This is a genomic window from Variovorax sp. Varisp85 (genome assembly GCF_047304045.1).
GTDB lineage: Bacteria > Pseudomonadota > Gammaproteobacteria > Burkholderiales > Burkholderiaceae_C > Variovorax.
Window position 1 is genome coordinate 48,803 of sequence record NZ_JBGLYN010000020.1, and the last position, 18,119, is coordinate 66,921.

Annotated in this window: 16 protein-coding genes; 8 read left to right on the forward strand and 8 right to left on the reverse strand. The window is 68.2% G+C overall.

The window, feature by feature from the left end; genetic code table 11:
* Positions 1-14 precede the first annotated feature (14 nt).
* On the reverse strand, positions 15-797 hold the full coding sequence (locus ACCC97_RS10765) for an IclR family transcriptional regulator (RefSeq protein ID WP_413332748.1): 783 nt from the start codon (positions 795-797) through the stop codon (positions 15-17).
* A 108-nt stretch (positions 798-905) separates the two neighbouring features.
* Here ACCC97_RS10765 and ACCC97_RS10770 point away from each other — a divergent pair, with 108 nt between their 5' ends.
* Genes ACCC97_RS10770 through ACCC97_RS10790 form a run of 5 tightly spaced genes read left to right on the forward strand, consistent with a single transcriptional unit; the run spans position 906 to position 5,279 of the window.
* A complete protein-coding gene (locus tag ACCC97_RS10770; protein ID WP_413332749.1) occupies positions 906-1,916 on the forward strand; it encodes a TRAP transporter substrate-binding protein in 1,011 nt (336 codons plus the stop codon).
* Positions 1,917-1,942: 26 nt separating this feature from the next.
* Positions 1,943-2,389, forward strand: a complete 447-nt coding sequence (locus ACCC97_RS10775) for a type II 3-dehydroquinate dehydratase (protein ID WP_056512998.1) — start codon at positions 1,943-1,945, stop codon at positions 2,387-2,389.
* Between the two features lie 15 nt (positions 2,390-2,404).
* Positions 2,405-2,971 carry a TRAP transporter small permease gene (locus tag ACCC97_RS10780; protein WP_413332751.1) on the forward strand — a complete coding sequence of 189 codons (567 nt, stop codon included), beginning with the start codon at positions 2,405-2,407 and terminating at the stop codon, positions 2,969-2,971.
* Positions 2,968-4,248: a TRAP transporter large permease gene (locus tag ACCC97_RS10785; RefSeq protein WP_413332753.1), complete on the forward strand. Its 1,281-nt coding sequence runs from the start codon at positions 2,968-2,970 to the stop codon at positions 4,246-4,248. The genes ACCC97_RS10780 and ACCC97_RS10785 overlap by 4 nt, the downstream gene beginning before the upstream one ends.
* Before the next feature lie 23 nt (positions 4,249-4,271).
* On the forward strand, positions 4,272-5,279 hold the full coding sequence (locus ACCC97_RS10790) for a TRAP transporter substrate-binding protein (protein ID WP_413332755.1): 1,008 nt from the start codon (positions 4,272-4,274) through the stop codon (positions 5,277-5,279).
* A 13-nt stretch (positions 5,280-5,292) separates the two neighbouring features.
* Here ACCC97_RS10790 and ACCC97_RS10795 read toward each other — a convergent pair whose 3' ends face one another.
* Entirely contained in the window at positions 5,293-5,988 is a 696-nt protein-coding gene (locus ACCC97_RS10795; RefSeq protein WP_413332756.1) for an aspartate/glutamate racemase family protein, read from the reverse strand.
* Positions 5,989-6,044: 56 nt separating this feature from the next.
* The gene (locus tag ACCC97_RS10800; protein ID WP_007831131.1) at positions 6,045-7,463 is read right to left on the reverse strand and encodes an MFS transporter; all 1,419 of its coding nucleotides are present in this window, start codon (positions 7,461-7,463) and stop codon (positions 6,045-6,047) included.
* A 261-nt stretch (positions 7,464-7,724) separates the two neighbouring features.
* Here ACCC97_RS10800 and ACCC97_RS10805 point away from each other — a divergent pair, with 261 nt between their 5' ends.
* The 3 genes from ACCC97_RS10805 to ACCC97_RS10815 all read left to right on the forward strand — a co-directional run bounded on the left by ACCC97_RS10805 (position 7,725) and on the right by ACCC97_RS10815 (position 12,391).
* Entirely contained in the window at positions 7,725-9,074 is a 1,350-nt protein-coding gene (locus ACCC97_RS10805) for a dicarboxylate/amino acid:cation symporter (protein ID WP_413332758.1), read from the forward strand.
* A gap of 76 nt (positions 9,075-9,150) precedes the next feature.
* On the forward strand, positions 9,151-11,007 hold the full coding sequence (locus tag ACCC97_RS10810) for a sensor histidine kinase (RefSeq protein ID WP_413332760.1): 1,857 nt from the start codon (positions 9,151-9,153) through the stop codon (positions 11,005-11,007).
* 7 nt (positions 11,008-11,014) lie between these two features.
* Positions 11,015-12,391: a sigma-54-dependent transcriptional regulator gene (locus ACCC97_RS10815; RefSeq protein ID WP_413332762.1), complete on the forward strand. Its 1,377-nt coding sequence runs from the start codon at positions 11,015-11,017 to the stop codon at positions 12,389-12,391.
* Positions 12,392-12,409: 18 nt separating this feature from the next.
* On the opposite strand, the gene nadE is transcribed toward ACCC97_RS10815, so the two are convergent.
* From nadE to ACCC97_RS10840, 5 genes are all read right to left on the reverse strand, one after another.
* Positions 12,410-13,249 (reverse strand): ammonia-dependent NAD(+) synthetase, encoded by an 840-nt coding sequence (gene nadE, locus ACCC97_RS10820; RefSeq protein ID WP_007838875.1) that lies wholly within the window; start codon positions 13,247-13,249, stop codon positions 12,410-12,412.
* Between the two features lie 120 nt (positions 13,250-13,369).
* Complete coding sequence (locus tag ACCC97_RS10825) at positions 13,370-14,548, reverse strand: phospholipase A (RefSeq protein ID WP_413332764.1); 1,179 nt, start codon at positions 14,546-14,548, stop codon at positions 13,370-13,372.
* The gene (locus tag ACCC97_RS10830) at positions 14,545-15,009 is read right to left on the reverse strand and encodes a hypothetical protein (RefSeq protein ID WP_413332765.1); all 465 of its coding nucleotides are present in this window, start codon (positions 15,007-15,009) and stop codon (positions 14,545-14,547) included. Before ACCC97_RS10830 ends, ACCC97_RS10825 begins: the two co-directional genes overlap by 4 nt.
* Positions 15,006-17,102 carry an ATP-dependent helicase gene (locus ACCC97_RS10835; protein WP_007838879.1) on the reverse strand — a complete coding sequence of 699 codons (2,097 nt, stop codon included), beginning with the start codon at positions 17,100-17,102 and terminating at the stop codon, positions 15,006-15,008. The genes ACCC97_RS10830 and ACCC97_RS10835 overlap by 4 nt, the downstream gene beginning before the upstream one ends.
* Before the next feature lie 264 nt (positions 17,103-17,366).
* Positions 17,367-18,041: a hypothetical protein gene (locus tag ACCC97_RS10840; protein WP_413313593.1), complete on the reverse strand. Its 675-nt coding sequence runs from the start codon at positions 18,039-18,041 to the stop codon at positions 17,367-17,369.
* Positions 18,042-18,119: the final 78 nt, after the last annotated feature.

Consider the following 18,119-nt stretch of genomic DNA (forward strand, 5'->3'; position numbering starts at 1 on the left):
TTGCGTGTGTCCGGTCAGGCCCTTCGCTTGAACAGCGCGGAGGCCCCGCTGGCCAGCGCCACGTCCTCGGCCGACGCCAGCAGCACCGGCCCGAGCTCGAGCATCCGTTCTTCCGTGAGCCGCACCAGCGGCCCGGCGATGGTGATCACGCCGATCACCGCGCCGTTGCCGCTGCGCACCGGTGCGGCCATGGCCGTCATCGCCGGTGCGAACACCTCGCTGATCATCGCGAAGCCGCGCTTGCGTGCCGCGCGCAGGTATGCGAGCAATGCCTTCACGGTGGTCGGCGCCTTCGGGCCATAGTCCTCGGGCTTGCCGAAGCCCCGCTTTGCCACGAGCTGCAGCGCTTGCTCGTCCGTCATCGTCGAAAGCCAGGCGTGGCCCGCGGAGCTGCACGAGAGGTTCACCGACAGGCCCATGTCGGGGTCGTAGCGCAGGCCGCGCGTCGCGCCCTGGGCCTTGGCGACGAAGGTGAGTTCCTCGCCGTCGACAACGGCCAGCCGCACCAGTTCGCCAGACTCGGCCGCGAGCCGGTCGAGCAGCGGTTGCGCCACGTCGACGATGCCGCTGTTGCTCAGGAAGCTCAGGCCCAGCGATACCAGCTTGATCGTAAGAAAGTAGTCGCCGTGGCTCTGGTCCTGGCGCACGTAGCCGCAGCGCACCAGCTCGGCCAGCAGGCGATGGGTGGCGCTCAGCGGCATTTCCAGCTCGGCCGAGAGGGTGGACAACGCCCGGCCTTCGGGGTGGCCGGCCAGGTGTTCGAGGACCTTGAAGCTGCGTTCGAGTATGGCTGTCATGGCGGCACTCTAGCGTTTTTGCCAAGCGTTTTCACTAGTGGAAATACTTTCCACATTCCGCCTAAGATCGCGCCGCACTGCACCTTCGCACCGCTGGAGACATACATCTTGAGAACCCTTCATCGCTCGCTGGCCGCCGTCGGCCTGACCCTCGCGCTGGCCGTTCCCGCGCTCGCGCAGGGCGTGCAGGACCGTGTGATCCGCTTCGGCCACCTCAACAACGCCGACCATCCCGTGAGCTTCGGCGTGAAGCGTTTCGCCGAACTGCTCGCAGCCAAGAGCGGCGGCAGGATGAAGGTGCAGGAGTTTCCCGCTTCTCAGCTGGGCAACGAGATGCAGCAGCAGTCGGCGCTGCAGGGCAGTGTGCAGCAGATGTCGGCGCCGGCCACCACTTCGCTGGCGGGCATCGTCAAGGAGTTCGGCCTCATCGACTTTCCGTTCGCGGTGGGCAGCTTCGCGCAGGCCGATGCGCTGCTCGACGGTCCGCTGGGGCAGGCGCTGATCGCGAAGCTGCCGGAGAAGGGCCTCGTGGCGCTGGGCTACTGGGACCTGGGCTTTCGCAACGTCACCAACAGCAAGCGCCCGATCACCAAGCCCGAAGACCTGGAAGGCCTGAAGATCCGCGTGATTCCGAACCCCGTGTTCCTCGAGACCTTCAAGGCCTTCAAGGCGAACCCTGTGCCGATGCCCTTCGCCGAGCTGTACGGCGCGCTCGAGGCGAAGGCGGTCGACGGCCAGGAGAACCCGTACGCGGTAATTCTGTCGAACAAGTTCTACGAGGTGCAGAAGTACGTGAGCGCCACGAACCACGTGTACGCGGCCAACATCGTGCTGGTCAGCAAGAAGTTCTGGGACTCGCTGAGCCCCGCCGAGCAGAAGATGATGCACGAGGCCGCCGACGAAACGCGCGGCTACCAGCGCCAGGTGAGCCGCGCCGCCGCGCAGCGCGCCGTGGGCGACCTGCAGGCCAAGGGCGCGCAGTTCAACGAACTCGCACCCGCCGAACAGGCGCGCATGCGGCAGGTCGCCAGGCCCGTCACCGAGCGCTTTGCCGCGAGCTACGACCCCGCCATCGTCAAGCTCTACACCGACGAGCTTGCGCGCATCCGCAAGCAGTAAGCAAGACTCCGACCGAAGGCGCCTCCATGAAGATCCTCGTGCTGCACGGGCCGAACCTCAACCTGTTCGGCCGCCGCGAACCCCATATCTACGGCAAGACCACGCTGGCCGAAATCAACGCGCAGCTGCAGCAGCTCGCCAACGAACTCGGCGTGGCGCTGGACATCATCCAGTCGAACCACGAAGGCGAGCTGGTCGACTTCCTGCACACGCATATCGATGACGCCCAGGGCGCGCTGGTCAACCCGGCCGGCCTCACGCAGCACGGCGTGCCGCTGCACGACGCGATCAAGGCCATGCCGTTCCCGATCATCGAGGTGCACATGTCCAACATCGCCGCGCGCGAAGCATGGCGCGCGCATTCGATCATCTCGCCGGCCGTGAAGGGCACGGTCCAGGGGCTGGGTCCGCACTCGTACCTGGCTGCGCTGCGCGCGCTGGTCGAGATGCAGAAGCAGCCCGCGTCGGCCTGAGTGGGAAGCACACCCATGAATCGATGGATCGACCGATGCTGCGCCGGCATCGAAGCCGTGATCGCGGCCGCGCTCGCGGTCATGGTCGTGCTGGTCTTCGGCAACGTGGTGCTGCGCTACGGCTTCAACTCGGGCATCACGGTGTCCGAAGAGGTCTCGCGCTGGCTCTTCATCTGGATGACTTTTCTCGGCGCGGTCGTCGCGCTGAAGGAGCACGGCCACCTGGGCGTCGACATGGTGGTGCAGAAGCTGCCGCCCATCGGCAAGAAGATCTGCCTCGCGGTGGGACATGCGGTGATGCTCTACATCGTGTGGCTGCTGTTCCAGGGCAGCGTGGTGCAGGCGCGCATCAACTGGGACGTGACGGCGCCGGTCACCGGCGCATCGATGGCGGTGGTGTACCTGTCGGGCGTGGTGTTCTCGGTGCTGGCTGCATTCATCCTCGCGCTCGATCTGCTGCGCCTGCTCACCGGGCGCATTGCCGAAAGCGATCTCGTGATGGTGCAGGAGTCCGAAGAAGCGGTGCAGCTGCAGCAGATCCTCGGTTCGCAAGGCGATCCACAACAGGGGCCGCGCAAATGACCATCTTCGTCTTCGTCGGCTCACTGCTCGTCGCCATGGCGATGGGCATTCCCATTGCGTTCTCCCTGTTGGCCAGCGGCGTTGCGCTGATGTGGCATCTCGACCTGTTCGACGCGCAGATCCTTGCGCAGAACGTGATCGGCGGCGCAGACAGCTTTCCGCTGCTGGCCGTACCCTTCTTCATGCTGGCCGGCGAGATCATGAACGTAGGCGGCCTCTCCAAGCGCATCGTCGACTTCGCGCTCGCGGTGGTTGGCCACGTGAAGGGCGGCCTGGGCTACGTGACCATCATGGCTGGCTGCCTGCTCTCCGCGCTTTCAGGCTCCGCTGTGGCCGACGCGGCCGCGCTCACCGCGCTGCTGCTGCCCATGATGGTCAAGGCGGGCCACGACAAGGCGCGCGCGGGCGGGCTCATCGCGGCAACCGGCGTCATCGGGCCCGTGATACCGCCGAGCATTGGGCTCGTGATCTTCGGCGTGGCCGCCAACGTGTCGATCTCCAAGCTGTTCCTTGCGGCCATCGTGCCGGGGCTCCTGATCGGCGGTGCGCTGTGGATCACCTGGGCATGGCTGGTGCGCCGCGAGAAGATCGTGCCGCCGCCGCGCAAGTCGGGCGCCGAGATATTCACCGCGTTCCGCAAGGCGCTGTGGGCGCTGATGCTGCCGGTGATCATCCTCGTGGGCCTGCGCATGGGCGTGTTCACGCCCACCGAGGCGGCCGTGGTGGCCGCCGCCTACGCGCTCTTCGTGTCGATCGTGGTCTACCGCGAGCTGAGCTGGAAAGACCTCTACGCGGTGTTCGTGGGCGCGGCCAAGACCAGTGCCATCGTGATGTTTCTGATCGCCGCGGCCATGGTGAGCGCATGGCTCATCACCGTGGCCGACCTGCCGTCGAAGGTGGTCGGCTTGCTGCAGCCCTTCATGGGCAACCAGATCCTGCTGATGTTCGCGATCATGGTGCTCGTGATGGTCGTGGGCACCGCGATGGACATGACACCGACCATCCTGATTCTCACGCCCGTGCTGATGCCCATCGTGAAGGCCGCAGGCATCGACCCCGTGTACTTCGGCGTGCTCTTCATCATCAACAACTCGATCGGGCTGGTGACACCGCCGGTGGGCACGGTGCTCAACGTGGTGGCCGGCGTCGGGAAGATATCGATGGACGACGTCACGCGCGGCGTGGTGCCTTTCATGATTGCCGAGTTCGCCGTCATGTTCCTGATGGTGCTGTTCCCGTGGCTGGTGACGGGGCCGGCCAGGCTGTTCCACGGATAGACAACTACAAGGAGATATTCACCATGAAGAAGCGTTCGATTCTAAAAATGCTGGTTGCTGCCGTTGCGGTGTTCGCCGTGTGCAGCGCCGGCGCGCAGGTCAAGGAGCGCACGCTCAAGTTCGCATTCCAGAACCAGACCGGCCATCCGCAGGCGCAAGGCGCGCAGAAGTTCGCCGACCTCGTGGCAGCCAAGTCGGGTGGCAAGATCACCGTCAAGCTGTTCGCGGGCGGCGCGCTCGGCGGCGACCTGCAGACCGTGTCGGCGCTGCAGGGCGGCACGGTGGAACTCACGGTGCTCAACGCCGGCATTCTCTCGGCGCAGGTGAAGGAGTTCGCGGCCTACGACTTTCCGTTTCTGTTCAACAGCGGCAAGGAGGCCGATGCCGTCACCGACGGGCCCTTCGGCCAGAAGCTGATGGCCAAGCTCGAAGACAAGGGCCTGCACGGCCTGGGCTACTGGGACCTGGGCTTTCGCAATCTCACCAACAGCAGGCGGCCGGTCGTGAAGGCCGACGACATCGCGGGGCTGAAGATCCGTGTGATCCAGTCGCCGATCTACATCGACCTGTTCAGCGCGCTGGGCGCCAATGCCACGCCGCTGCCGTTCCCCGAGCTGTACCCGGCGCTCGACCAGAAGGCGGTCGACGGGCAGGAGAACCCGAACACCACCATCCTGTCGTCCAAGTTCGCCGAGGTGCAGAAGTACATCACGCAGACCCGGCATATCTACAACCCGCAGGCGCTGCTGATCAGCAAGAAGACCTGGGACGGCATGAGCGCGGACGAGAAGAAGATCATCACCGAGGCGTCGGCCGAATCGACCGCGTTCCAGCGCCAGGCCTCGCGCGGCGCCGCCGACAGTGCACTCGATGCGCTGAAGAAGGCGGGCATGACCGTGTCGGAGTTGCCGCCCGAGGAAATGGCGAAGCTGCGCGCGAAGGTCAAGCCGGTGATCGACAAGTACTCGGCCTCGGTCGGCGAGGCCACCGTGAAGGAGCTGATGGCCGAGATCGACAAGGTGCGCAAGTAGGCGGCAGCGCCTCTCAGCCGGCTGTCGCGCGCCGCAGCGCTGCGCGTGCCAGCAGGCGCGTCGAGTCGAGCGTCGGCAGCGCGGAGTTGCCGTCGCTCAGCACCAGCGGCAGCTCGGTGCAGCCCAGCGCCACGGCATCGCAGCCGCGCGCCTTCAGGTTTTCGATCATCCGCTGCAGCGCGGCCGTGGATTCCGGCCGGAACACGCCGCACACCAGCTCGTCCATGATGATGCGGCCGAGCTCGGCGCGTTCGCCGGCATCCGGCCGCACGGCGTCCAGCCCGGCGGCCGACAGCGCCTGCGGGTAGACCTCGCTGTCGACCAGCCAGCGCGTGCCCAGCACGCCCACGCGGCGAAAGCCCCGCGACAGCGCCTGCGCCGCGACCACCTCGGCGATGTGCAGCCATGGCAGCGGCGAGCGCGGCAGCACAAGGTGCATCGCCTGGTGGATCGTGTTGTCGGGGCAGACCAGGAAATCCGCACCGGCCGCCGCCAGCTTGCCCGCCGAGGACAGCATCAGCTGCGCGACGCCGTCCAGGTCGCCGCGGTCGAGGCAGTCCACATACGCGGCGAGCGAGTGGGTATGCATCGACACCTCCGGGTGCGCGTGGGCCGCGCCAAGGTGCGAGGCGCCTTCAACGCAGAGCGTGCGGTAGCAGAGCGCGGCGCCTTCGGCCGAGCAACCGACCACACCGATATGCAATGGCATGACAACTTCTCCTGAACGGGTGAATGGAAGATCGGGCGCGTCCACGGCTGTAGCGTTCATCGCCTGTGCGATACCGCCATGCCGGCCTGGCGATCGAGCCGCAGCGTCATCAGCGTCGCGATGGCCATCAGCAGGCCGACCACGTACCAGGCATGGTGGAAGTCCGCGAGCTGCACGGCCGGCGCGCCGCGCAGCGCCTGCGATGCGCCGAGCACCATCGCGCCCAGCGCCACGCCGAGCGCGAGCGACACCTGCTGCAGCATCGTGCCGAGCGTGCTCGCGCCGGCGCGCGATTCGTCGGGCACGTCGGCAAAGGCCAGCGTGTTGACCGCGGTGAAGTTCATCGAGCGCGCCATGCCCGCCGCGACGAGCAGCACGCACACCCACGGCAGCGGGTCGCCCGGCGACAGCAGCCCGCAGCCGAACAGCGTGGCGGCGCAGATCGCGCCGTTCACCGTCAGCACCCTGCGAAAGCCGAAGCGCCGCAGCACCGCCGTGGTGGCGCTCTTCATCACGAGGTTGCCGCCCATGTACACCAGCAGCATGGAGCCGGCCTGGAACGCGTTCATGCCGAAGCCGATCTGGAACATCAGCGGCAGCAGGAAGGGCGAGGCATTGATCGCGACACGCGAGACGAAGCCGGCCGTCGCGGTGGCCAGCGCATAGGTCGGCACCGCCAGCGCGCGCAGGTCGAGCAGGGGCGCCGCCGTCCGTCGCGCATGGCGCACCGCGGCGGCAGCCGCCACGGCGCCCAGGGCCAGCAGGCCGAGGGTGGTGGGCGAGCCCGGCTGCGGCCCGCCCAGGCGCGTGAGGCCTTCGACCAGCGCGGCCAGCGCGACGGCGGTGAGCACGAAGCCGGCCGCATCGAAGCGCGCCGGAGCCGCGTCGGTGCGGCGCGGAAACAGCCGCATGATCAGCCACAGCCCCGCGAGGCCCAGCGGCACGTTCAGCAGGAAGATCCAGCGCCACGATGCATGCGTGGCGATGAGCCCGCCCAGCGGCGGGCCGATCACCGGCGCGATGAGCCCCGGCCAGGTGATGGTGCCGATGGCCTCGATCAGCCGGTGCTTCGGCGTCTCGCGCAGCACCACGAGCCGGCCCACCGGCGACATGAAGGCAGCCGCCGCGCCCTGCAGCACGCGCGCCGCGACGAACACCTCGAAGGTGGGCGCGAGCCCGCAGGCGAGCGAGGCCGAGGTGAAGGCGCCGACCGCGAGCGCGAACACCCGCCGCGCCCCGAAGCGCCCGGCGCACCAGCCCGCCGCCGGCACCAGCGCCGCCATCGCGATCAGGTAGACGGTGACGCCCAGGCTCGCGTCGAGCGCGCCCATGCCGAAGCCGGCGCCGATGGCCGGCAGCGCGGTGACGATGATGGTGGCGTCCAGCGTCTCCATGAAGAAGGCGGCCGCCACGGTGAGCGCGATGCGCTTCGAGGCGCCGTCCGTGGCCGCTGGCGGCTGCGCGGTGTCGTTCATGGAACCGAGTCTGACACCGTCCCGGGCCTAGGGTTTTCCCCGAGATGTCGATCCGGCAGATCGGACGGGCCCTGCCTGCGCCATCCGGATCGACGGCGGGGCGCCGTTCGACCGTTCGCGAAAAGGTCCATCAAATCAAGGACTTGGCGCGCAGTCGACGCGCCGTTGGCGGTGGCATGTCGATTGCTCAATCACAAGGCCGGCCGTGCGCCCCGCTACGGAGCCTGGCCACGAATTGGAGACAAACCGATGAGCACCCCCATGGAACATCCCACCGCACCCAAACCCTTCTACAAGTCCCTGTACTTCCAGGTCATCACCGCCATCGTGCTCGGTGTGCTGCTGGGGCATTTCTACCCCGACACCGGCGCGTCGATGAAGCCGCTGGGCGACGGCTTCATCAAGCTGATCAAGATGATCATCGCGCCGATCATCTTCTGCACGGTGGTGGTGGGCATCGCCGGCATGGAGGACATGAAGAAGGTAGGCAAGACCGGCGGGCTGGCGCTGCTGTATTTCGAGATCGTGAGCAGCGTCGCGCTGGTGGTGGGCCTCGTCATCATCAACCTCGTGCGGCCCGGCGCGGGCATGAACGTCGACGTGAGCCAGCTCGACACCAAGGGCATCGCGGCCTACACCGGCCCGGGCAAGATGACCAGCACGGTCGACTTCCTGCTCAACATCATCCCGAGCACGCTGGTCGATGCCTTCGCCAAGGGCGAGATCCTGCAGGTGCTGCTGATCGCTGTGCTGTTCGGCTTCGCGCTGCACCGCTTCGGCGGGCGTGGCACGCTGGTGTTCGACGTGATCGAGAAGGGCTCGCACGTGCTCTTCGTGATCGTCGGCTACATCATGAAGCTCGCGCCCATCGGCGCCTTCGGTGCGATGGCATTCACCATCGGCAAGTACGGCGTGAGCTCGCTGCTGCAGCTGGGCCAGCTGATGGCCACCTTCTACGCCACCTGCCTGTTCTTCATCTTCGTCGTGCTGGGGCTCATCGCGCGCTTCCACGGCTTCAGCATCTGGAAGTTCATCAAGTACATCAAGGAAGAGCTGCTGATCGTGCTGGGCACGTCGTCGAGCGAATCGGTGCTGCCGCGCATGATGGCCAAGCTGGAGAACCTGGGTGCGAAGAAGTCGGTGGTCGGGCTGGTGGTGCCCACGGGCTACTCGTTCAACCTCGACGGCACCTCGATCTACCTGACGATGGCGGCCGTGTTCATCGCGCAGGCCACCAACACCGACATGACGCTCACGCAGCAGCTCACGCTGCTGGCCGTGCTGCTGCTCACCTCGAAGGGCGCGGCCGGCGTCACGGGCAGCGGCTTCATCGTGCTGGCGGCCACGCTGTCGGCCGTGGGCCATGTGCCGGTGGCGGGCCTCGCGCTGATCCTGGGCATCGACCGCTTCATGTCGGAAGCCCGCGCGCTGACCAACCTGATCGGCAACGGCGTGGCCACGCTGGTCGTCGCGAAGTGGACCGGCGACCTCGACACCGTGCGCATGCACCAGCATCTGAACCAGGAAAGCACCGCCGAAGCCGACGAGCCCGAGCGCGTGCTCGACGCCGCCCAGGCGCACATGACCGCCGGCCAGGCACGGCAGGCCTGACCCTGCCTTCGGCCCCGCCAGGGGCCATCGGGCTGCCACCGATGCGGACGGCCCGGCCTTGTGCAATAACGCTCCCATGATTTCAAGGGAGCCGGGCCTGCATTTCGATGGACCTTTCGACCACACGAGGGGATGGCGCGCTCTGCCGCGCTGGTGTGGCGCGCTGGCGCTGGTGGCCGTGGCCGCCTTCGCCGGCCAGCAGATCGCCATGCAGGCCGGCCTGGCGCGCCTGCGCGAGGCGGCCGAGCACCGGCTCGACATGCTCGCGACCGGGCTCGACGCCGACCTCGCCCGCTTCGACTACCTGCCCGCGCTGCTGGAGATGACGCCCGTCGTGCCGGAGCTGCTCGGCACGCCGTCGGACACGCGCCTGCGCGACGCGGTCAACCGCTACCTCGACGGCGTCAACGCCACGGCCGGCGCCGAGATGCTCTACGTGCTCGACGCCTCCGGCACCTCGCTGGCCGCGTCCGACTGGGACAAGCCCGGCACCACCGTCGGCCAGGACCTGTCGTTCCGGCCCTACGTGATCGACGCGCTGGGGCAGGGCCGGGGCCGCTTCTACGGGGTGGGCATCACCAGCAAGAAGCCGGGCTACTACCTGTCGTATGCGCTGCGCCGCGGCCAGTCCTCGCGCGGGGTGGTGGCCGTCAAGATCAACCTCGAGGAGGCCGAGCGCGCCTGGCGCAAGCTGCCCGGCGACGTGGCGCTGATCGACCAGCGCGGCGTGGTGATCCTTTCCACCCGCGAAGACCTCAAGTTTCGCCCGCTGCTGCCGCTCGATGCGCTGCAGCGCGCCGAGGTGCTGCGCTCGCGCCCCTACGGCGAGGCCAGCCTGCAGCCGCTGCAGTGGACGCAGAAGGAGGCGCTGGACCGCGACGTGCAGGTGATCTCGCTCGACGGCGTGGACCAGCTCGCGTCGGCGCGCATCCTGCGCGGCGCACCGTGGCAGCTGGTGGTGCTCGACGACCTCGCGCCGCTGCGCACGGCGGCACGCTACGCGGCGATCACCGCCAGCCTGGCGATGGCGGTGCTGCTGCTGGTGGCCGTCGCGCTGTGGCAGCGCCGCCGCGCGGTGCGCCAGAAGCTGGCCAGCCAGGCTGCGCTGCAGGCGGCGCACGACACGCTCGAATCGACCGTGGTGGCGCGCACCGCGCAGCTGCGCGCGGCGCAGGGCGAGCTGGTGCATGCCGGCAAGATGGCCGCGCTGGGCCAGATGTCGGCCGGCGTGGTGCACGAGCTCAACCAGCCGCTCACGGCCATGCGCACGCTGTCGGAAAGCGCCGTCATCCTGCTCGACAAGAACCGCATCGACGACGTGCGCGGCAACCTTCAGCGCATCCGCAACATGGTCGACCGGCTCGCGCGCCTGACCTCGCAGCTGCGCACCTTCGCCTACAAGGGCGAGGTGCCGCTGGCGCCGGTGCCGCTGTCGCAGGCGATCGCCGAAGCGCAGGCGATCGTCGCCGACGCCGCAAAGAAGCAGCGCGTGGCCATCGAGGTCGACGTGCAGCCCGCGGCGCTGAGCGCCATGGCCGAGGACGCCGCGCTGGGCAGCGTGCTCGCCAACCTGATGCGCAACGCCATCGACGCCATGCAGGACGCGCCGCTGCGCACGCTGCGGCTGGAAGCGCGGCCGAAGGAGGGGCGCGTGCTCCTTTCGGTGACCGACACCGGCCCGGGCATTCGCCCCGATATCCTGCCGCGCCTGTTCGAACCCTTCGTCACCGGCAAGGCCGCGGGTTCCGGGCTGGGCCTGGGGCTCGTGATCTCGGCACAATTGGTGCGCGCCATGGACGGCACGCTGCGCGCGGCCAACCTGGATGGCGGCGGCGCATGCTTCGTCATCGACCTGCCCGCCGCCATTGCCGTGATCCACAACCCGCCCGTACCCTCTCATTCACCCCCCCTTTCCACTGCACAACAGGAGTGACCCCCAAGTGAGCGAAGCCCCTGCCGTCCGGGTGCTGCTGGTCGAGGACGACGAAGACGTCCGCATCAGCACGACCCAGGTGCTGACCCTGGCCGGTTTCGAGGTCGAATCCTTCGCGAGCGCCGAGCGCGCGCGCCCGCACATCGGCTTCGGCGTGCCGGCCGTCGTGGTCAGCGATGTGCGACTGCCGGGCCTGAGCGGCACCGAGTGGCTGCCCGAGCTGCGCAACGTCGATGCCGAGCTGCCCGTGATCCTGGTCACAGGCCACGGCCACATCGCGATGGCCGTGCAGGCCATGCGCGAGGGTGCCTACGACTTCATCGAGAAGCCTTTCAGCTCCGAGCGGCTGGTGGCCATCGTGCGCCACGCCATCGAGCGCCGGCAGCTCAGCCTGCAGGTGCGCGCGCTGCGCGACGCGCTGGAAAACTGGCAGGGCATCCAGTCGGTGCTGATCGGCCGTTCGGCGCAGATGCAGCAGGTGCGCCAGACCGTGAAGACGCTGGCCGAGACCTCGGCCGACGTGCTGGTCTACGGCGAGACCGGCACCGGCAAGGAGCTGGTGGCGCGATGCCTGCACGACCACAGCGCGCGCCGCCGTCAGCATTTCGTGCCGCTCAATTGCGGCGGCCTGCCGGAGTCGCTGGCCGAGAGCGAGCTGTTTGGCCACGAGGCCGGCGCCTTCACCGGCGCCAACCGCGTGCGCGTGGGCAAGTTCGAATACGCCAGCGGCGGTACGCTGTTCCTCGACGAGATCGAGAGCATGCCGATGGCTGTGCAGATCAAGCTGCTGCGCGCGCTGCAGGAGCGCAGCATCGAGCGCATCGGCTCCAACAAGACCATTCCCTTCGATTGCCGCGTGGTGGCCGCGAGCAAGGACGACCTGAAGGCCATGAGCGACCAGCAGAAGTTCAGGGCCGACCTGTACTACCGCCTGGGCGTCGCCTTCATCGAGCTGCCGCCGCTGCGCGAGCGGCGCGAGGACATCCCGCTGCTGTTCGAGCACTTCACGCTGCAGGCCGCGAGCCGCTACGAGCGCCCCGCGCCGCTGCTGAGCAACGCGCAGCTGGCCGACCTGATGGCCTACGCCTGGCCCGGCAACGTGCGCGAGCTGCGCAACGTGGCCGACCGCTTCGTGCTGGGCCTGCTCGGCGAGCGCCTGACGCAGACGCGCGGCGGCAACGGCGCCGACGGCGTGCCGACCTTGCCGCGCGGGCTGCCGCAGCAGGTGGAATCGTTCGAACGCGCGGTGATCGTCGAGGAGCTGCGGCGGCAGCACGGCGACCAGCCCGCCACGGCCGCCGCGCTCGGCATCGCGCGCCAGACGCTGCACGACAAGGTGCGCAAGCTCGGCCTGACGGTGGACGAATTCAAGCCCGCGGCCTGACCGGTAGCACGGCCGCCGTCAGAAGGGTTCGACAGGCAGCGCGCGCTTGTGCGCGCTCCTGCGGTGCGTCGCAAGAATGATCCGGCGGGCTTCGGCCGACACCGGCTTGCCTTCGAGGAAGTCGTCGATCTGCTCGTAGGTGACGCCGAAGGCGTCTTCGTCGGGCTTGCCCGGCACCAGCGATTCGAGGTCGGCGGTCGGCACTTTGTAGACCAGCGCGTCGGACGCGCCCAGCAGTTGCGCCACCGCGCGCACGCGGCGCTTGTTGAGACCCGTGAGCGGCGTGATGTCGGCCGCGCCGTCGCCGAACTTGGTGAAGAAGCCCATCAGCGCCTCGGCCGCGTGGTCGGTGCCGATGACGATGCCGTCGTGCGCGCCGGCCACCGCGAACTGCGCGATCATGCGCTGGCGCGCCTTGATGTTGCCGAGCACGAAGTCTTCGTGCGCCGCATCGCGGAACGCCAGGTCGCCGGCCTTCAGCGCCGCGAGCATGCCGTCGGCGGCGGGGCGGATGTCGACGGTGATGGTGCGGTCGGGCTTCATCACTGCGAGCGAGGCCTGCGCCTCGGCTTCGTCCTTCTGCACGCCGTAGGGCAGGCGCATCGCGATGAAGGTGGCGTCGTAGCCTGTGGCGCGCAGCTTTTCGACGGCGCGCTGCGCGAGGCAGCCGGCAGTCAGCGAATCGACGCCGCCGCTGATGCCCAGCACCAGCGTCTTCAGGCCGGTCTGCTTCAGGTAGCCGGCGAGAAAGTCGACGCGCCGTTCCAGTTCGCGGGCGGCATCGAAGACGGGCGCGACGTGCAGCGCGGCGATGATCTCGCGCTGCGTGTCGTCGACGGGAGTGAGGTCCTGATTCATACGGCGATTCTTCCTTGCATTCTTTCAGTGGAACACCGCGGAACCGGCTTTGCCGGGCCGCAGGTGTTGCCCCCGGCAGGGGGCGAAGCGACACGAAGCGCGCGAAGCCTGGGGGCGAGCTTAAAAATCCACGAGGCTCAGGCCGATGCTCAGGACGGTCCGCTTGCGGTTGTAGTCCACCAGCGTATCGCCATAGCCCGAGAACAGCTGCGTGTGGAAGCGCAGGTTGCTCTTGGTCGGGTCGCCGATGGCCTTGAGCCATTCGAGGCGCACCGAGCCGCGGCCGCTGTCGCGCAGGTTGTTGCGCACGGTCACGGCGAGCTGGTTGTCGCGGTTGAGGTTCCAGCGGCCGGTGAGCTCGGCGCGGCCGATGTAGTCGGAGATGTCGGGGTTGTCGTCCTTGGCGGCGCTCTCGGAAACGCGCTTCCAGATACGCCCGGTGATGGTGAAGCGGTCGTCGAGCTCGGCGCCGCCCATCAGGTAGACGCGGTTCCAGCTGCGCGACAGCGGCAGGGTCTGGCCGTTCGACTGGTGCACGATGCCAAGGCCCGAATAGCGCCAGCGCCAGCCCCCGGGCAGCTTGAAGTCGGTCGGGTAGACGTACATCAGCTCGGGTTCGTGGTCGGTGGTGCGGAAGGGCCGCGAGATGGCGCCGTTGAACAGCTGCCACGTCGACTGCTGGCTGTAGGCGAACCACAGCGAATCTTTCCTGTTGGCCGGATCGTTCTGCGTGAGCATGCCCTGGGCGAGCTTGGTGCGCACCGACAGGCCGATGCGCATTTCGTTGGCCTGGTAGGCCACCGGATCGGCGGTGTGGCCGGCCGAGGGCGAGGTCGGCGTCTCGGGTTTCTTGGTGGCGGCCGAGACCGACACGTTGAGCGGGCGGTAGCCGCGGAAGCCGAAGGTGCCGCAATCGGTGGCCTCCTCCAGTTCCCAGAAGCGCGAGAGCACCGAGTACTGGCGGTCGCGGCAGCCTTCGGTGGTGGCGACCGAGACGACGCGCGTGGCCGGGATCGAGGCGTCCACCGGCGGCTGGGTGTTCGCCAGCACGGGCGGCGCGGCGGGAACCGACACCGAGGGCAGCGTCTGCTGCTGCGACCAGCGGTCGAAGCAGGCCAGGCGCGCCTCGTTGTTGGCACCGAGTGCGGCGCACTGCTGCCAGGTGAGCTGGGCGTCGGCCAGCGGACTCGCGGGCTTGTCCACGGCTTGTGCGTGCGCCGTGGCGCCGCCGCCGAGGCAGGCGGCCACGGCCGCGAGCGCGGCCAGGTTGAAGTGAGGTTGTCGTCGTGTCGTCGTCATTGCTTTCCTTCCTGCGCGACTGTCTTGCTGAGCACGAACGGGTGCGTGCTCTCGTCCGCGGCGTTGCGCCACGTGCCCCTGAATTCGCGCCCGCACGAGCCGGCCTGCAGCTTGCCCGACCAGACGGCGCTGATGGCGCGGCCGTCCTGTGATTCATCGATGGAGAGCGCGCCTTCGTCGTCCACGTCGCCCGCGAGCTGCGCGACCGCGGCTTTCGCAGGGTTGGCGCCGTGGCGTGTGATGGTTCCGCGCACGCCGTCGTAGTCGGGGTGCTTTCCGAGCTGCACGGCGGCCACGGCCGGCAGGCCGTCGAAGTGCGCATCCCAGCGGCCGTAGAGCGATTGCAGCGGCAGGTCGCGCGCGTCGGCGGGGCAGTCGGCGCTGCCCCGCATGGAGGCGCAGCCCGACAACGAAAGAAGAACGGCGCCGGCCAGCAGCGCGGAAAAGCTGTTCGCCTTCATGACGCTGCCGCCGCCTTCGCCGCGTTGTCCTGTGCCTTGCGCGCGAACTCGGCGCGCAGCGCCTTGAGTTTCTCGCGCGGGTCTTCCTTGATGGTTGTCTTGTCGAGGCCCATCTCGGCGATGAAGCGGCTCGGCACGCAGGGCACCATCTCGCGGCCCTGCTTGCGCTTCTTGGTCCAGCTCACGGCCAGGCTGCGCTGCGCGCGCGTGATGCCCACGTACATCAGGCGGCGCTCTTCCTGCAGGCGCTGCAGCGTGTCGTCGCTCACCACCTTCTGGCGGCCGTTGTCGTCTTCGAGCTTGAAGGGCAGCAGGCCCTCGGTCACGCCGATCAGCATCACGTGCGGCCATTCGAGGCCCTTGGAGGCGTGCAGCGTCGAGAGCGTGACCACGTCCTGGTCCTGCTCGCGCTCGCTGATGGTCGACAGCAGCGAGATGGTCTGCGCCACTTCGAGCAGGCTCTTGCGCTCGGTCTCGACGTTGTCGTTGGCGCCCGAGGCATCGTCGAGCGTGCCGCCGGCGCGCTGCGACATCCAGTCGACGAACTCCAGCACGTTGGTCCAGCGCGAGGCCGCGGCGGCCTCGCTGTCCTCGCCGTCGTAGAGGTGCTTCTCGTAGTCGATCTCCTTCAGCCAGTCGAGCATGAAGGTGCGCGAGTCTTCGGCGCCCATGGTGCGGCGCGCGCGGTATTCCAGGTCGTTGATGTAGCGGCCGAACTCGTGGATGCCTTCGAGCGTGCGCTTGGGCATCACGCTCGGCAGCGAGGGGCTGAACAGCGCCTCGAACAGGCTCAGCTTGTACTGGCTCGCGAAGGTGCCCAGGCTCGCCAGCGTGGTGTGGCCGATGCCGCGCTTGGGCGTGGTGATGGCGCGCAGGAACGCGGGGTCGTCGTCGTTGTTGACCCAGAGGCGGAACCAGCCGCACAGGTCCTTGATCTCGGCGCGGTCGAAGAAGCTCTGGCCGCCCGACACCTTGTACGGAATCTGCGCCTTGCGCAGCGCCTGCTCGAACACGCGCGCCTGGTGGTTGGCGCGGTACAGGATCGCGAAGTCGCGGAACTCCTTGTACTGCTTGCCCTGCGCGATGACGTCGCCCGCGCGGATGCTGACGATGCGCGCCACCGCGCGCTCGGCCTCGTGCACTTCGCTGTCGGCATCGACGATGCGCACCGGCTCGCCTTCGCCGAGCTCGGAGAACAGCGTCTTCGGAAACAGCTTGGGGTTGGGGCCGATCACGTTGTTGGCCGCGCGCAGGATGGCGCTGGTGGAGCGGTAGTTCTGCTCCAGCTTGATGACCTTGAGCGTGGGGTAGTCGACCGGCAGCTTGCGCAGGTTGTCGAGCGTGGCGCCGCGCCATCCGTAGATCGACTGGTCGTCGTCGCCCACGGCGGTGAAGTGGCCGCGCTCGCCGGCCAGGGCCTTGAGCACTTCGTACTGCGTGGCGTTGGTGTCCTGGTATTCGTCCACCAGGATGTGGCCGAGCGCGGCCTGCCACTTGGCGCGCACCTCGGGAAATTCGTAGAGCAGCTTGAGCGGCATGCCGATCAGGTCGTCGAAGTCCACGCTCTGGTAGGCCGCGAGGCGCTCTTCGTAGCGCGCCATGATCTTCGCGGTGATGCGCTCGTTGTCGTCGGCAGCCTGGGCTTCGGCCTGCGCGGCGTTCAGGCCCATGTTCTTCCACTTGCTGATGGTCCACTGCCAGATGCGCGCGGTGGCCGCATCGGTGGTGCCGCCGGCGTCCTTCAGGATCTTGGTGACGTCGTCGGAATCGAGGATGCTGAAGGCCTTCTTCAGGCCGAGCACCGCGCCGTCCTCGCGCATCATGCGCACGCCCAGCGCGTGGAAGGTGCAGACCACGACCTTGCGCGCGTCCTTGCCGATCAAGTCCTTCGCGCGCTCGCGCATCTCGGCGGCCGCCTTGTTCGTGAAGGTGATGGCCGCGATGCGCTGCGGCTCGATGCCCGACTGGATCAGCCGGCCGATCTTGTGCGTGATCACCCGCGTCTTGCCCGAGCCCGCACCGGCAAGCACCAGGCAGGGACCATGCATGTAGTTGACCGCTTCTTGTTGCGCGAGATTGAGACCGTGAGACATGGGAGAAAAAGAACCGGGAAGGCCGCGAAGAAGGCCGTGGGGAACGGCTGGCGCAAAGCGGGCAATGATACGGGGCCGGCCTTTGCGGGGTTATAGCCCGGACACCCCCATGCAGCCCTGGAGCGGCCCGGCGACAGCGGACCGGTGCCGCCTGTAGTCCTTGTTACTTTCCCTTTCTTTGCGCCGAGCGCGGCCGCATCGCCCGCGTCGTCCAGTGGACGACGGGGGACTGCCTTCTTCGGCTTTCCGCTCGCGGCGCGCGCGCTACGGGGTCAGCACGCCGAGCTTGTACGGATCGGCATCGGCGAGGCGCTCGCACTTCGAGAAGTCGCGGCCCTGCGTGCCGTCGCAGTAGTAGGTGTTGTAGACACGCCCGAAGAGCGTGGGACTGGCGGTGAAGAGCACGCCGTGGTCGGGCTGCCAGTTGTCCTTGGGCGGCGGGGCGCTCGCTTCCACCGGCTTGGCCGCCGACCCGGCGGTCGGCGTGAAGTCGGCGAGCGTCTTGTGGGTTTCGTCGCCGCGCCAGCGCACCGCGAGCTCGGCAGCCGTGGGCCGCGCCGCCACCGGCAGCAGGATGCCGTTGACCTGCGGGCCGTAGCCGAAGCGGTGCGTCCTGCCCGCCAGGAAGGCATAGGCACAGGCCGCCATGCACTGGCCGCGAACCTCGGTCTGCACGCCGCTCGCACGGATGGCGTCGGCAAAGGCGCCGGCCGCTTCGGCGGTGCCGCCGAACGAATCCTTGAAGACCACGACATGCACCGTGCCGCTGGCCAGCTGCTCGGTGAATTCCTTGATGGCGGTGCCGTCGAGCATGCCCGACACCAACAGCCGGCTGCCCTGCACCTCCAGTTCGGCCGCGCAAGCCGAAGGCACGCCCGCGATGCAGGCGAGGCTCGAAGCGAGCGAGAGGACCCAAACAGAGAAAGACGACGGTTTCACGGCGACCCTTGCCTTTGCGACGAGCGAGCTTGCTTGGAACACGGTCCCCGCGGGGGGCTGGCGCTGTGACAGCTTGGC

Excerpts from the sequence above, each read along its gene's own strand:
- ACCC97_RS10825 (WP_413332764.1), bottom strand. The coding sequence starts at position 14,548 with ATGACGACGACACGACGACAACCTCACTTCAACCTGGCCGCGCTCGCG.
- nadE (WP_007838875.1), bottom strand. The coding sequence starts at position 13,249 with ATGAATCAGGACCTCACTCCCGTCGACGACACGCAGCGCGAGATCATC.
- ACCC97_RS10830 (WP_413332765.1), bottom strand. The coding sequence starts at position 15,009 with ATGAAGGCGAACAGCTTTTCCGCGCTGCTGGCCGGCGCCGTTCTTCTT.
- ACCC97_RS10790 (WP_413332755.1), top strand. The coding sequence starts at position 4,272 with ATGAAGAAGCGTTCGATTCTAAAAATGCTGGTTGCTGCCGTTGCGGTG.
- ACCC97_RS10805 (WP_413332758.1), top strand. The coding sequence starts at position 7,725 with ATGGAACATCCCACCGCACCCAAACCCTTCTACAAGTCCCTGTACTTC.
- ACCC97_RS10780 (WP_413332751.1), top strand. The coding sequence starts at position 2,405 with ATGAATCGATGGATCGACCGATGCTGCGCCGGCATCGAAGCCGTGATC.
- ACCC97_RS10795 (WP_413332756.1), bottom strand. The coding sequence starts at position 5,988 with ATGCCATTGCATATCGGTGTGGTCGGTTGCTCGGCCGAAGGCGCCGCG.
- ACCC97_RS10835 (WP_007838879.1), bottom strand. The coding sequence starts at position 17,102 with ATGTCTCACGGTCTCAATCTCGCGCAACAAGAAGCGGTCAACTACATG.
- ACCC97_RS10775 (WP_056512998.1), top strand. The coding sequence starts at position 1,943 with ATGAAGATCCTCGTGCTGCACGGGCCGAACCTCAACCTGTTCGGCCGC.
- ACCC97_RS10785 (WP_413332753.1), top strand. The coding sequence starts at position 2,968 with ATGACCATCTTCGTCTTCGTCGGCTCACTGCTCGTCGCCATGGCGATG.
- ACCC97_RS10800 (WP_007831131.1), bottom strand. The coding sequence starts at position 7,463 with ATGAACGACACCGCGCAGCCGCCAGCGGCCACGGACGGCGCCTCGAAG.
- ACCC97_RS10765 (WP_413332748.1), bottom strand. The coding sequence starts at position 797 with ATGACAGCCATACTCGAACGCAGCTTCAAGGTCCTCGAACACCTGGCC.
- ACCC97_RS10810 (WP_413332760.1), top strand. The coding sequence starts at position 9,151 with ATGATTTCAAGGGAGCCGGGCCTGCATTTCGATGGACCTTTCGACCAC.